The organism is Streptomyces genisteinicus (genome assembly GCF_014489615.1).
Taxonomy (GTDB): domain Bacteria; phylum Actinomycetota; class Actinomycetes; order Streptomycetales; family Streptomycetaceae; genus Streptomyces; species Streptomyces genisteinicus.
Genome location: NZ_CP060825.1, coordinates 4303376 through 4315747, shown reverse-complemented (window position 1 = coordinate 4315747; position 12372 = coordinate 4303376). Strand labels below are relative to the sequence as shown.

23 protein-coding genes are annotated in these 12372 nt (G+C 66.2%); all 23 read right to left on the bottom strand.

Translation table 11 applies throughout. From position 1 onward, the window contains the following. Nucleotides 1-110: 110 nt before the first annotated feature. The 23 genes from IAG43_RS18850 to rpsJ all read right to left on the bottom strand — a co-directional run bounded on the left by IAG43_RS18850 (nucleotide 111) and on the right by rpsJ (nucleotide 11979). Entirely contained in the window at nucleotides 111-770 is a 660-nt protein-coding gene (locus tag IAG43_RS18850; RefSeq protein ID WP_187741877.1) for an adenylate kinase, read from the bottom strand. Further along, nucleotides 770-2089, bottom strand: a complete 1320-nt coding sequence (secY, locus tag IAG43_RS18845; protein ID WP_187741876.1) for a preprotein translocase subunit SecY — start codon at nucleotides 2087-2089, stop codon at nucleotides 770-772. The genes IAG43_RS18850 and secY overlap by 1 nt, the downstream gene beginning before the upstream one ends. A 223-nt stretch (nucleotides 2090-2312) precedes the next feature. Then, nucleotides 2313-2768, bottom strand: coding sequence for a 50S ribosomal protein L15 (rplO, locus tag IAG43_RS18840; RefSeq protein WP_187741875.1), 456 nt, complete (start codon nucleotides 2766-2768; stop codon nucleotides 2313-2315). 1 nt (nucleotide 2769) lies between these two features. After that, nucleotides 2770-2952 (bottom strand): 50S ribosomal protein L30, encoded by a 183-nt coding sequence (gene rpmD / locus IAG43_RS18835; RefSeq protein ID WP_005313525.1) that lies wholly within the window; start codon nucleotides 2950-2952, stop codon nucleotides 2770-2772. Next, nucleotides 2952-3557 carry a 30S ribosomal protein S5 gene (gene rpsE / locus IAG43_RS18830; protein WP_030201551.1) on the bottom strand — a complete coding sequence of 202 codons (606 nt, stop codon included), beginning with the start codon at nucleotides 3555-3557 and terminating at the stop codon, nucleotides 2952-2954. Before rpsE ends, rpmD begins: the two co-directional genes overlap by 1 nt. Before the next feature lie 45 nt (nucleotides 3558-3602). Then, nucleotides 3603-3986, bottom strand: a complete 384-nt coding sequence (gene rplR, locus IAG43_RS18825) for a 50S ribosomal protein L18 (RefSeq protein ID WP_187741874.1) — start codon at nucleotides 3984-3986, stop codon at nucleotides 3603-3605. Between the two features lie 3 nt (nucleotides 3987-3989). Continuing rightward, entirely contained in the window at nucleotides 3990-4529 is a 540-nt protein-coding gene (rplF, locus tag IAG43_RS18820) for a 50S ribosomal protein L6 (protein WP_147987687.1), read from the bottom strand. A gap of 21 nt (nucleotides 4530-4550) precedes the next feature. Continuing rightward, nucleotides 4551-4949 carry a 30S ribosomal protein S8 gene (gene rpsH / locus IAG43_RS18815; RefSeq protein ID WP_018847496.1) on the bottom strand — a complete coding sequence of 133 codons (399 nt, stop codon included), beginning with the start codon at nucleotides 4947-4949 and terminating at the stop codon, nucleotides 4551-4553. Between the two features lie 211 nt (nucleotides 4950-5160). Continuing rightward, the gene (locus IAG43_RS18810; protein ID WP_003956452.1) at nucleotides 5161-5346 is read right to left on the bottom strand and encodes a type Z 30S ribosomal protein S14; all 186 of its coding nucleotides are present in this window, start codon (nucleotides 5344-5346) and stop codon (nucleotides 5161-5163) included. A gap of 5 nt (nucleotides 5347-5351) precedes the next feature. Beyond that, nucleotides 5352-5909 (bottom strand): 50S ribosomal protein L5, encoded by a 558-nt coding sequence (gene rplE / locus IAG43_RS18805; protein ID WP_147987686.1) that lies wholly within the window; start codon nucleotides 5907-5909, stop codon nucleotides 5352-5354. Then, nucleotides 5909-6232 (bottom strand): 50S ribosomal protein L24, encoded by a 324-nt coding sequence (gene rplX, locus IAG43_RS18800; protein WP_005313570.1) that lies wholly within the window; start codon nucleotides 6230-6232, stop codon nucleotides 5909-5911. The genes rplE and rplX overlap by 1 nt, the downstream gene beginning before the upstream one ends. Before the next feature lie 2 nt (nucleotides 6233-6234). Next, nucleotides 6235-6603, bottom strand: a complete 369-nt coding sequence (gene rplN / locus IAG43_RS18795; protein ID WP_003956455.1) for a 50S ribosomal protein L14 — start codon at nucleotides 6601-6603, stop codon at nucleotides 6235-6237. Nucleotides 6604-6709: 106 nt separating this feature from the next. Beyond that, nucleotides 6710-6991, bottom strand: a complete 282-nt coding sequence (gene rpsQ, locus IAG43_RS18790) for a 30S ribosomal protein S17 (protein ID WP_147987685.1) — start codon at nucleotides 6989-6991, stop codon at nucleotides 6710-6712. Beyond that, nucleotides 6991-7215, bottom strand: a complete 225-nt coding sequence (gene rpmC / locus IAG43_RS18785) for a 50S ribosomal protein L29 (protein ID WP_017949657.1) — start codon at nucleotides 7213-7215, stop codon at nucleotides 6991-6993. The genes rpsQ and rpmC overlap by 1 nt, the downstream gene beginning before the upstream one ends. Then, a complete protein-coding gene (gene rplP / locus IAG43_RS18780; protein ID WP_005313579.1) occupies nucleotides 7215-7634 on the bottom strand; it encodes a 50S ribosomal protein L16 in 420 nt (139 codons plus the stop codon). The genes rpmC and rplP overlap by 1 nt, the downstream gene beginning before the upstream one ends. Nucleotides 7635-7639: 5 nt before the next feature. After that, the gene (rpsC, locus tag IAG43_RS18775; protein ID WP_187741873.1) at nucleotides 7640-8470 is read right to left on the bottom strand and encodes a 30S ribosomal protein S3; all 831 of its coding nucleotides are present in this window, start codon (nucleotides 8468-8470) and stop codon (nucleotides 7640-7642) included. Further along, nucleotides 8470-8817, bottom strand: a complete 348-nt coding sequence (gene rplV / locus IAG43_RS18770; protein WP_004571827.1) for a 50S ribosomal protein L22 — start codon at nucleotides 8815-8817, stop codon at nucleotides 8470-8472. The genes rpsC and rplV overlap by 1 nt, the downstream gene beginning before the upstream one ends. Nucleotides 8818-8858: 41 nt before the next feature. Continuing rightward, a complete protein-coding gene (gene rpsS, locus IAG43_RS18765) occupies nucleotides 8859-9140 on the bottom strand; it encodes a 30S ribosomal protein S19 (protein WP_147987683.1) in 282 nt (93 codons plus the stop codon). 12 nt (nucleotides 9141-9152) lie between these two features. Then, on the bottom strand, nucleotides 9153-9989 hold the full coding sequence (gene rplB / locus IAG43_RS18760) for a 50S ribosomal protein L2 (RefSeq protein WP_147987682.1): 837 nt from the start codon (nucleotides 9987-9989) through the stop codon (nucleotides 9153-9155). A gap of 40 nt (nucleotides 9990-10029) precedes the next feature. Further along, nucleotides 10030-10353, bottom strand: coding sequence for a 50S ribosomal protein L23 (gene rplW / locus IAG43_RS18755; protein ID WP_147987681.1), 324 nt, complete (start codon nucleotides 10351-10353; stop codon nucleotides 10030-10032). Continuing rightward, on the bottom strand, nucleotides 10353-11006 hold the full coding sequence (rplD, locus tag IAG43_RS18750) for a 50S ribosomal protein L4 (RefSeq protein ID WP_147987680.1): 654 nt from the start codon (nucleotides 11004-11006) through the stop codon (nucleotides 10353-10355). The genes rplW and rplD overlap by 1 nt, the downstream gene beginning before the upstream one ends. Nucleotides 11007-11011: 5 nt before the next feature. Next, a complete protein-coding gene (gene rplC / locus IAG43_RS18745) occupies nucleotides 11012-11656 on the bottom strand; it encodes a 50S ribosomal protein L3 (protein ID WP_005313592.1) in 645 nt (214 codons plus the stop codon). Between the two features lie 14 nt (nucleotides 11657-11670). Beyond that, on the bottom strand, nucleotides 11671-11979 hold the full coding sequence (rpsJ, locus tag IAG43_RS18740; RefSeq protein ID WP_003948644.1) for a 30S ribosomal protein S10: 309 nt from the start codon (nucleotides 11977-11979) through the stop codon (nucleotides 11671-11673). Nucleotides 11980-12372 lie beyond the last annotated feature (393 nt).

Sequence of the window (12372 nt, the reverse complement as noted above, 5' to 3'; positions counted from 1 at the left end):
GCCTTTCCGGTGGGGGACGGTCTCGGGGAAAACGGGGCGTGTCAACGATAAGGCCGCGGCGTCCTGGGGACACCGCGGCCTTGTCTCGGGTCGTGCGGGGTGAGGCGGGCCTAGGCGGCCTTGTCGCCCTCCAGAGCCTCCATGGCGCGGGCGGTCACGTCGCCCACCTTGCCCAGCGCGGAGATCGTGACCACCAGGCCCTGGGCCCGGTAGTAGTCGATGATCGGCTCGGTCTGCGTGTGGTAGACCTCCAGCCGCTTGCGCACGGTCCCCTCGGAGTCGTCGTCGCGCTGGTACAGCTCGCCGCCGCACTCGTCGCAGACGCCCTCGGTCTTCGGAGGCGTGTACGCGACGTGGAAGACGTGCGCACTGTTGTTGCGGCAGACGCGGCGGCCGGCGATCCGCTTGACCACCTCGTCCTCGGGGACCTCCAGGTCGAGCACCGCGTCGAGTGCGACGCCCTCGCCCTTGAGCATGCCGTCCAGCGCCTCGGCCTGGCCCACGTTCCGCGGGAAGCCGTCGAGCAGGAAGCCGTTCACGGCGTCCGGCTGCGACATGCGGTCCTTGGCCATGCCGATGGTGACCTCGTCGGGAACCAGGTTGCCGGCGTCCATGTACGCCTTCGCCTGCTTGCCCAGCTCCGTGCCCTGGGAGATGTTGGCGCGGAAGAGGTCGCCCGTGGAGATGTGCGGGATGGACAGGTTCTTCGCCAGGAAGGCAGCCTGCGTTCCCTTCCCGGCACCGGGCGGTCCGACGAGGACGATTCGCATCAGCGGAGGAACCCTTCGTAATTACGCTGCTGGAGCTGGCTCTCGATCTGCTTCACGGTCTCCAGACCCACACCCACGATGATGAGGATGCTCGTCCCGCCGAACGGGAAGTTCTGGTTCGCGCCGCCGAAGCCTGCCAACGCCATCGTCGGGACAAGAGCAATCAGACCCAGATACAGCGAGCCCGGCCAAGTGATCCTGTTGAGCACGTAGCTCAGATACTCGGCAGTAGGACGACCGGCCCGGATACCCGGGATGAAGCCACCATACTTCTTCATGTTGTCCGCGACTTCCTCGGGGTTGAACGAGATCGCCACGTAGAAGAAGGCGAAGAACACGATCAACAGGAAGTACGTAGCGATGTAGTAGGGGTGGTCACCCTTCACGAAGTGGGCTTCGATCCAGGTCTTCCAGCCGGAGGTGCCGCTGGAGAACTGCGCGACGAGCGCCGGGATGTAGAGCAGCGACGAGGCGAAGATGACAGGAATCACACCTGCCTGGTTCACCTTGAGCGGGATGTACGTGGACGTACCGCCGTACGACCTGCGGCCGATCATGCGCTTCGCGTACTGCACGGGGATGCGGCGCTGGGCCTGCTCGACGAAGACGACGAGGCCGACCATCACGAAGCCGATGAGGATGACGGTGCCGAACTCGATCCAGCCCTGGGCGAGCTTGCCGCTCTCCTTGATGGCCCACAGGGCGCCCGGGAAGCCGGCGGCGATCGAGATGAACATCAGGATCGACATGCCGTTGCCGATGCCGCGGTCGGTGATGAGCTCACCGAGCCACATGGTGGCGGCGGTGCCGGCGGTCATGGTGACGACCATCACGACGGTGGTGAAGATCGACTGGTCCGGGACGATCTCGTTGGCGACCCGGCAGCCGCTGAAGAGCGCACCGCTGCGGGCGGTCGCGACGAGGCCGGTGCCCTGGAGGACGGCGAGGGCGACCGTCAGATAACGCGTGTACTGCGTGATCTTCGCGGTGCCGGACTGCCCCTCCTTCTTGAGCGCTTCCAGCCGCGGGATGACCACCGTCAGCAGCTGGAGGATGATGCTCGCCGTGATGTACGGCATGATGCCGAGCGCGAAGATGGTGATCTGCAGCAGCGCGCCGCCACTGAACATGTTCACCAGCCCGAAGAGGCTGTTGTTGCCCTTCGAGGCTGCATCCACACAGATCTGTACGTTCTGGTAGTCGACGCCCGGAACCGGGATGTGCGACCCGAGGCGGTACAGAACGATGATGGCAAGGGTAAAGAGCAGCTTCTTGCGCAGGTCGGGCGTCTTGAACGCCCGGGCGAACGCGGTGAGCACGGTGCCTCCTGCGACCCCCGCGCTACTGCGTCAGAGGTGACGGTATTGAGGATCGACGAATACGAAAGGGGCCAAACCGCTCGGCGGGCCCCATGAGGCACACCGGGCTGAAGTTAACAGTGGACGCCACCTTACCGGCGACCCTGCCTCCCTAGGAACGACCAACCGGGGATGCCCCTTTTGAGAGGCATCCCCGGCTGGATGTTCAGGCCATCGAGTCGTCTCAGACGAGCTCGGTGACGGTGCCGCCGGCGGCGGCAATCTTCTCCTTGGCGGAGCCGGAGACGGCGTCCACCGTCACCTGCAGCGCCACGGAGATCTCGCCCTGGCCAAGGACCTTGACGAGGTGGTTCTTGCGCACGGCACCCTTGTCGACCAGGTCGGCAACGGTGACCTCGCCACCCTGCGGGTACAGGGCCGCGAGCTTGTCCAGGTTCACGACCTGGTACTCGGTGCGGAACGGGTTCTTGAAGCCCTTGAGCTTCGGGAGGCGCATGTGGAGGGGCATCTGCCCACCCTCGAAGCGCTCCGGAACCTGGTAACGGGCCTTGGTGCCCTTGGTGCCACGACCGGCCGTCTTACCCTTCGACGCCTCACCACGACCCACACGGGTCTTGGCGGTCTTGGCGCCCGGGGCGGGACGGAGGTTGTGGACCTTCAGCGGGTTCTGCTCCGCCATGTCAGTCGACCTCCTCGACCGTCACGAGGTGGCGGACGGTGTGCACCATGCCGCGGAACTCGGGGCGGTCCTCCTTGACGACCACGTCGTTCAGGCGCTTGAGCCCGAGCGAACGCAGCGTGTCACGGTGGTTCTGCTTGCTGCCGATGTACGACTTCGTCTGCGTGATCTTGAGACGGGCCATTACGCACCCGCTCCCGCACGCGCACGCAGCAGGGCCGCGGGAGCGACGTCCTCGAGGGGCAGACCGCGGCGGGCCGCGATCTCCTCGGGACGCTGCAGACCCTTCAGGGCCTCCACGGTCGCGTGCACGATGTTGATCGCGTTGTCCGAGCCGAGCGACTTCGACAGGATGTCGTGCACGCCCGCGCACTCGAGCACGGCGCGCACCGGGCCACCGGCGATGACGCCGGTACCGGGGGAAGCCGGCTTCAGCAGAACGACGCCGGCAGCCTTCTCGCCCTGGATCGGGTGCGGGATGGTGCCCTGGATGCGGGGGACCTTGAAGAAGTGCTTCTTGGCCTCCTCAACACCCTTGGCGATGGCGGCCGGCACCTCCTTGGCCTTGCCGTAACCGACGCCCACGGTGCCGTCACCGTCGCCCACCACGACCAGCGCGGTGAAGCTGAAGCGACGACCACCCTTCACAACCTTGGCGACGCGGTTGATCGCGACGACGCGCTCGACGTACGCGGTCTTCTCGGCGGCGGCTGCGCCACCGTCGCGACCCTTCCGGTCCCGCCGCTCGCCGCCACCGGCACCGCTTCCGCGGCGCTGGGGTCCAGCCATTGGATTACCTCTCTCTGTTACGTCCGTTAGTCCCGGAACCGGGGCTCAGAACTTCAGCCCGGCTTCGCGGGCGGCGTCAGCCAGAGCGGCAATGCGCCCGGCGTACCTGTTGCCACCACGGTCGAACACGACGGCCTCGACACCGGCGGCCTTGGCGCGCTCGGCGACCAGGGCGCCGACCTGCTGGGCCTGCGCGGACTTGTCGCCCTCGCCACCGCGGATCGACGTGTCCAGGGTCGACGCCGACGCAAGGGTGTGACCCTTGAGGTCGTCGATGACCTGAGCGACGATGTTGCGGTTCGAACGCGTCACGACGAGGCGCGGACGCTCCGCCGTACCCGACACGTTCTTGCGGATGCGGATGTGACGGCGTGCCTTCGCGGCGCGCTTGTAGGCGTCGCCCTTGGCGATCTTCGTGCCGTATGCCATGGCTTACTTACCCGCCTTTCCGACCTTGCGGCGGATGACCTCGCCCGCGTACTTGACGCCCTTGGCCTTGTACGGGTCGGGCTTGCGCAGCTTGCGGATGTTCGCGGCGACCTCGCCGACCTTCTGCTTGTCGATGCCCTCGACCGAGAACTTGGTCGGCGACTCGACCTTGAAGGAGATGCCCTCGGGCGCCTCCACCAGGATCGGGTGGCTGTAGCCGAGCTGGAACTCCAGGTTGGAGCCCTTCGCGGCGACGCGGTAACCGACACCGCTGATCTCGAGCGCCTTGGTGTATCCCTGGGTCACACCGGTGATCATGTTCGCCACCAGCGTGCGGGACAGGCCGTGCAGGGCCTTGTTCTGACGCTCGTCGTTGGGACGGGTGACGTTGAGAACGCCGTCCTCGCCCTTAACAATCTCGATCGGCGACGCGACGGTGTGCGTGAGGGTGCCCTTGGAACCCTTCACGACGACCGTGCGGCCATCGATGGTGACGTCCACACCGGCGGGAACCTGGATGGGGAGCTTGCCGATTCGCGACATGAGCTATTCCTCCGTTCCCGACTACCAGACGTAGGCGAGGACTTCCCCACCCACGCCCTTCTTCTGCGCCTGCTGGCCGGTCAGGAGACCGTGGGACGTGGAGATGATCGCCACGCCCAGGCCGCCGAGGACCTTCGGCAGGTTGGTGGACTTCGCGTAAACACGCAGACCCGGCTTGGAGATGCGCTTGATGCCGGCGATCGAACGCTCACGGTTCGGGCCGAACTTCAGCTCCAGGACGAGGTTCTTGCCGACTTCGGCGTCCTCGACCTTCCAGCCGGTGATGAAACCCTCCTGCTGGAGGATCTCGGCGATGTGCGACTTGATCTTGCTGTGCGGCATGGCCACGGAGTCGTGGTACGCCGAGTTCGCGTTACGCAGACGCGTCAGCATGTCTGCGATCGGATCAGTCATGGTCATGAATTGGCCTTCGGCCTCTCTCGCCGGGGTTTCCTGTATGCGCCATCCCTCTCCCCACACAGGGGCGGGACGGGTGCGGCGCGGGGACCTACGGCGTAGTAAGTCGTGACGGGCGGCGGACGCCCAACCCCACAAGCCTACGGCATGCGGGGAGGGCGCTCCGCCGACCCTCTGCTTACCGAGAGACTCCGGTCATCCCTGAAAGGAGGGACTACCAGGAGCTCTTGGTCACGCCCGGCAGCTCGCCACGGTGAGCCATCTCACGAAGGCACACGCGGCAGAGGCCGAACTTGCGGTACACGGAGTGCGGGCGGCCACAGCGCTGGCAGCGGGTGTAGGCACGCACACCGAACTTGGGCTTACGAGCAGCCTTGGCAATCAGAGCCTTCTTCGCCATCTCGCTTACGCCTCCTTGAAGGGGAAGCCGAGGTGACGGAGAAGCGCACGGCCCTCAGCGTCGTTGGTCGCCGTGGTCACCACGGTGATGTCCATACCCCGGACGCGGTCGATCTTGTCCTGGTCGATCTCGTGGAACATGACCTGCTCGGTGAGACCGAAGGTGTAGTTGCCACGGCCGTCGAACTGCTTGGGGGACAGACCGCGGAAGTCGCGGATGCGCGGGAGCGCGAGCGACAGGGTGCGGTCCAGGAACTCCCACATGCGGTCGCCACGGAGCGTGACGTGGGCACCGATCGGCTGGCCCTCACGCAGCTTGAACTGCGCGATGGACTTGCGGGCCTTGGTGACGGCCGGCTTCTGACCGGTGATCGTGGTGAGGTCGCGAATCGCGCCGTCGATCAGCTTGGAGTCGCGGGCGGCGTCGCCCACACCCATGTTGACCACGATCTTGACGAGGCCGGGAACCTGCATGACGTTCTCGTAGGAGAACTCCTCACGCAGCTTGCCCGCGATCTCCTCGCGGTACTTCGTCTTCAGACGCGGAGTGGTGGTGGTAGCCATCAGATGTCCTCACCCGTCCGCTTGGCAACGCGGATCTTGTTGCCCTCGTCGTCGAAGCGGAAACCGACGCGGGTCACGACCTTCTTGCCGTCCTTCTCCACGACGAGCTGAACGTTGCTCACGTGAATGGGGGCCTCGGTGGTGACGATGCCGCCGGTCTGCGAACCGCGAGCGGTCTGGCCGGCCTTGGTGTGCTTCTTGACCCGGTTGACACCCTCGACCAGGACACGGTCCTCGCGGGGGAAGGCCGCGATGACCTTGCCCTGCTTGCCCTTGTCCTTACCGGTGATGACCTGGACCAGGTCGCCCTTCTTGATCTTCATGCTTACAGCACCTCCGGCGCGAGCGAGATGATCTTCATGAACTTCTTCTCGCGCAGCTCACGGCCGACGGGGCCGAAGATACGGGTGCCGCGAGGGTCGCCGTCGTTCTTCAGAATGACGGCGGCGTTCTCGTCGAAGCGGATGTACGAGCCGTCCTGACGGCGACGCTCCTTGACGGTGCGAACGATGACCGCCTTGACGACGTCACCCTTCTTCACGTTGCCACCGGGGATCGCGTCCTTGACGGTGGCGACGATGACGTCACCGATGCCCGCGTAGCGGCGACCGGAGCCACCGAGAACACGGATGCAAAGGATCTCCTTGGCACCAGTGTTGTCGGCGACGCGCAGTCGCGACTCCTGCTGGATCACGTCTATCTCCTGATTGTCTGCCGGTTCCCGGCGGGGGCCCCTCCCTGAGGAGGGAGCCCCCGCCGAGCCTGGCGGAACGAACTCGAAGGGTTACCCCTTCGAGCGATTACTTGGCCTTCTCGAGGATCTCGACGACGCGCCAGTGCTTGGTCGACGACAGCTTCCGGGTCTCCATCAGGAGGACGCGGTCGCCGACGCCGGCAGCGTTCTGCTCGTCGTGGGCCTTGAGCTTGTTGGTACGGCGGATGACCTTGCCGTACAGCGCGTGCTTCACACGGTCCTCGACGGCGACGACGACGGTCTTGTCCATCTTGTCGCTGACGACCAGGCCCTCACGGGTCTTGCGTGCGTTGCGCTCGGTCTTCTCAGTCACGTTGTTCTCGCTCATCAGGCGCTCTCCACCGTCTCGATGCCCAGCTCGCGCTCACGCATCAGGGTGTAGATCCGGGCGATGTCCTTGCGGACGGCCTTCAGCCGGCCGTGGTTCTCGAGCTGGCCCGTCGCCGCCTGGAAGCGGAGGTTGAACAGCTCTTCCTTGGCCTCGCGGAGCTTGGCAACAAGCTCCTCGTTGCCCAGCTCGCGCAGCTCGGACGCCTTGGTACCGGCCGACATCACGCTTCACCTGCCTCGCGCTTGACGATCCGGCACTTCATCGGCAGCTTGTGCGCCGCGCGAGTCAGAGCCTCACGTGCGATCTTCTCGTTCGGGTAGGACAGCTCGAACATGACCCGGCCCGGGTGCACGTTCGCGACCCACCACTCCGGGGAACCCTTACCGGAACCCATGCGGGTCTCGGCGGGCTTCTTCGTCAGCGGACGGTCCGGGTAGATGTTGATCCAGACCTTGCCGCCACGCTTGATGTGGCGGGTCATCGCGATACGAGCCGCCTCGATCTGGCGGTTGGTCACGTACGCCGGAGTCATGGCCTGAATGCCGTACTCACCGAACGCGACCGTCGTACCACCCTTGGCCATACCGCGGCGCTTGGGGTGGTGCTGCTTGCGGTGCTTGACCCTACGGGGGATCAGCATGTCGGTCAGGCCTCCGTTCCGGTGCTCTCAGCAGCCGGAGCGGCGGGAGCGTCGGCCTTGGGGGCCTCGGCTGCCTGAGCCTGCTGCGGCTTGCGACCGCGACCGCCACGCTCGCCACCGCGGCCACCGCGGCCGGCCGGGCGGTCGGCGCCGCCACGGGCCGGGCGGTTGCCCGCACGGGCAGCAGCGTTCTCGGCGCGGACCTCGGCGATGTTCTTGACGTCGCCCTTGTAGATCCAGACCTTCACGCCGATGCGGCCGAAGGTCGTCTTGGCCTCGAAGAAGCCGTACTCGACGTTCGCGCGGAGCGTGTGCAGCGGCACACGGCCCTCGCGGTAGAACTCCGAGCGGGACATCTCGGCGCCGCCGAGACGGCCGCCGCACTGGATCTTGATGCCCTTGGCGCCGGCCTTCATCGCCGACTGCATGCTCTTGCGCATGGCACGGCGGAAGGAGACGCGGGAGGACAGCTGCTCGGCAACGGCCTGGGCCACGAGCTGAGCGTCGACCTCGGGGTTCTTGACCTCGAGGATGTTCAGCTGGACCTGCTTGCCCGTGAGCTTCTCGAGGTCGCCGCGGATGCGGTCGGCCTCGGCGCCACGGCGGCCGATGACGATGCCGGGACGCGCGGTGTGGATGTCCACCCGCACGCGGTCACGGGTGCGCTCGATCTCCACCTTCGAGATACCGGCGCGCTCCATGCCGGACGTCATCATCCGACGGATGGCGACGTCTTCCTTGACGTAGTCCTTGTACAGCTTGTCGGCGTACCAGCGGGACTTGAAGTCCGTGGTGATACCGAGCCGGAACCCGTGCGGGTTTACCTTCTGGCCCATTACCGGGTTCCTTCCTTGCTGCTGACGACCACGGTGATGTGGCTGGTCCGCTTACGGATCCGGTAGGCACGGCCCTGGGCACGCGGACGGAACCGCTTCAGGGTCGGGCCCTCATCCACGTACGCCTCGCTGATGACCAGCGAAGAGGCGTCGGTGTGGTCGTAGTTGTGCGCGGCGTTGGCAATGGCGCTGTCCAGCACCTTGCCAACCGGCACGCTCGCGGCCTGCGGGGCGAAACGCAGGACCGCCTGAGCCTCCGTGGCATCCATGCCACGGATGAGGTCCACCACGCGGCGGGCCTTCATGGGCGTGACGCGGATGTACCGCGCCTGGGCCCTGGCTTCCATGGTTGTCCCTTCGGTGTAAGTCATAGTCGTTCCACCCCGCTTTAGCGGCGCTTCGACTTCCGGTCGTCCTTGACGTGGCCGCGGAAGGTGCGAGTCGGCGAGAACTCGCCGAGCTTGTGGCCGACCATGGACTCGGTGACGAACACCGGGACATGGATCTTGCCGTTGTGCACCGCGATCGTGTGGCCGAGCATGGCCGGGATGATCATCGAGCGACGGGACCAGGTCTTGATGACGTTCTTGGTGCCGGCTTCGTTCTGGGCGTCCACCTTCTTGATCAGGTGGTCGTCGACGAAGGGCCCCTTCTTGAGACTGCGCGGCATCTAAACCCGCTCCTAGCGCTTCTTGTTCGTCTTGCGGCGGCGGACGATGTACTTGTTCGAAGCCTTCTTCGGCGAACGAGTACGACCCTCCTTCTGACCCCACGGGGAGACCGGGTGGCGACCACCGGAGGTCTTGCCCTCACCACCACCGTGCGGGTGGTCAACCGGGTTCATCGCGACACCGCGGACGGTCGGGCGGACGCCCTTCCAGCGCAGACGGCCGGCCTTGCCCCAGTTGATGTTCGACTGCTCGGCGTTGCCGACCTCGCCGATGGTGGCGCGGCAGCGGACGTCGACCAGACGGATCTCGCCGGACGGCATGCGCAGGTGGGCCATCTGGCCCTCCTTCGCGAGCAGCTGCACGGAGGCACCCGCGGAGCGGGCGAACTTCGCGCCACCGCCGGGACGGAGCTCGATCGCGTGGATCGTGGTACCGACCGGGATGTTGCGCAGCGCCAGGTTGTTGCCGGGCTTGATGTCGGCGCCGGGGCCGTTCTCGACGCGGTCGCCCTGGTTCAGGCCACGCGGCGCGATGATGTAGCGCTTCTCGCCGTCCACGTAGTGGAGCAGCGCGATGCGCGCGGTGCGGTTCGGGTCGTACTCGATGTGAGCGACCTTGGCCGGCACGCCGTCCTTGTCGTGACGACGGAAGTCGATCACGCGGTAGGCGCGCTTGTGGCCACCGCCCTGGTGACGGACGGTCACACGACCGGTGTTGTTACGGCCGCCCTTGCTGTGCAGGGGGCGGACCAGCGACTTCTCCGGCGTGGACCGCGTGATCTCGACGAAGTCGGCGACGCTGGAGCCACGACGGCCCGGAGTCGTCGGCTTGTACTTGCGGATACCCATTTCTCAGTCCTCGTCCGATATTCGGACGACTCGACCTCCGTCAGGAGGTCGGGCCGCCGAAGATGTCGATACGGTCGCCCTCAGCAAGGGTCACGATGGCGCGCTTGGTGTTGGCGCGCTTGCCGAAACCGGTGCGGGTGCGCTTGCGCTTGCCCTGGCGGTTGATCGTGTTGACCCCGGTGACCTTGACCGAGAAGACCGCCTCGACGGCCTGCTTGATCTGGGTCTTGTTGGAACCGGGCGCGACGATGAACGTGTACTTGTTCTCGTCCAGCAGCGCGTAGCTCTTCTCGGAGACAACCGGCTTGACGAGAACGTCGCGCGGGTCCGTGAAGGTCTTGCTGGTGATCGTGGCCTCGGACATCAGGCCTCGCTCCCTTCGGTGTCGTTGGCGGCCTTGGGGCCGGACACGAAGGACTCGAAGGCGGCCTGGGTGAAGACCACGTCGTCGGAGACGAGCACGTCGTACGTGTTCAGCTGGCCCGGCTCCAGGATGTGGACCTGGGGCAGGTTGCGGGCGGACAGCCACGCGGCCTCGTCCGCACGCTCGGCGACCAGGAGCACGTTCTTGCGCTCCGAGATCTTGCCCAGCAGGGACTTGGCGGCCTTCGTGGACACCGCGCCGTCGACCACGCCGGAGACGACGTGGATACGGGAGTGGCGGGCCCGGTCGGTGAGGGCACCGCGCAGGGCGGCGGCCTTCATCTTCTTCGGGGTCCGCTGCGAGTAGTCACGCGGCACGGGGCCGTGCACGACGCCACCGCCGGCGAACTGCGGCGCACGGGTCGAACCCTGACGGGCGCGGCCGGTGCCCTTCTGGCGGTAGGGCTTCTTGCCACCACCACGGACCTCGCCACGCGTCTTGACCTTGTGCGTGCCCTGACGGGCGGCGGCCAGCTGCGCGACGACGACCTGGTGGATCAGCGGGATGCTGACCTTGGCGTCGAAGATCTCGGCCGGGAGCTCGACGGTCCCGGACTTGTCGCCGGCGGGCGACAGAATGTCAATGGTGCTCATAGTCCTCAGGCCCCCTTGGCCGCAGTGCGGACCAGGACCAGGCCGCCGTTCGGACCGGGAACTGCGCCCTTGATGAGGAGCAGACCCTTCTCCGCGTCAACGGCGTGAACGGTCAGGTTCTGGGTGGTGACCCGCTCGTTGCCCATGCGACCCGCCATGCGGAGGCCCTTGAACACGCGGCCCGGGGTGGCGCAGCCACCGATGGAGCCGGGAGAGCGGTGCTTGCGCTGGGTGCCGTGACCGGCGCCGAGGCCCTTGAAGTTGTGACGCTTCATGACACCGGCGAAGCCCTTGCCCTTGCTCTTGCCCGTAACGTCGACCTTGACGCCGGACTCGAACACCTCGGCAGTGATCTCCTGGCCCAGCGTGTACTCGCTGGCGTCAGGGGTGCGGAGCTCCACCAGGTGGCGGCGGGGGGTCACGTCGGCCTTGGCGAAGTGGCCCTTGAGGGGCTTGTTCACCTTGCGAGGGTCGATCTCGCCGAAGGCGATCTGGACCGACTCGTAGCCGTCGATGTCGTTCGTACGGACCTGGGTGACGACGCAGGGCCCGGCCTTGACAACGGTCACCGGGACGACACGGTTGTTCTCGTCCCAGACCTGGGTCATGCCGAGCTTCTCGCCCAGGACGCCCTTGATCTGCTTTGCCATCTCTTCCGCGCCTCTCAGAGCTTGATCTCGATGTCAACGCCGGCCGGAAGGTCCAGGCGCATCAGCGAGTCAACGGTCTTGGGCGTCGGGTCGAGGATGTCGATCAGGCGCTTGTGCGTGCGCATCTCGAAGTGCTCGCGCGAGTCCTTGTACTTGTGCGGCGACTTGATGACGCAGTACACGTTCTTCTCAGTGGGCAGCGGCACCGGGCCCGCGACCGACGCACCAGTGCGGGTCACCGTCTCGACGATCTTCTTCGCCGAGGAGTCGATGACCTCGTGGTCGTAGGCCTTGAGCCGGATGCGGATCTTCTGTCCCGCCATGGCTACTCAGTAGTCCTTTGTCTAGTGAAACGCTCTGGTGCCCGGCGAGCCCTGCACTCTTCTCCGACCCACGCGGTCGGGCGTGTCGCATTCCCTCTACGAAGATCTCCCGAAGGATTTCCCAACCAAGGGGTTGCGGGCCCGAAGACCGCTGACCGGGGGAAGAGCTCCCGCCGTGCGCCTGGCCGGTACCCCGCTGACGCTTCCCGGAAGATTCCCGTACGTCCGCCGATTCCCGCCTGGGGCGAGGAAGGGCGACGAGTACTGTGGGACTCGCTTCCGGTCCTCCCGGCGGGAGGCGCGCAGCATCGGCACTCAACCGAGCAACCCGGACAGTCTGCCACACGGGCCATGCGCCTGGCCAATCGGGCCGAAGAGATTACCCCGCGGGGG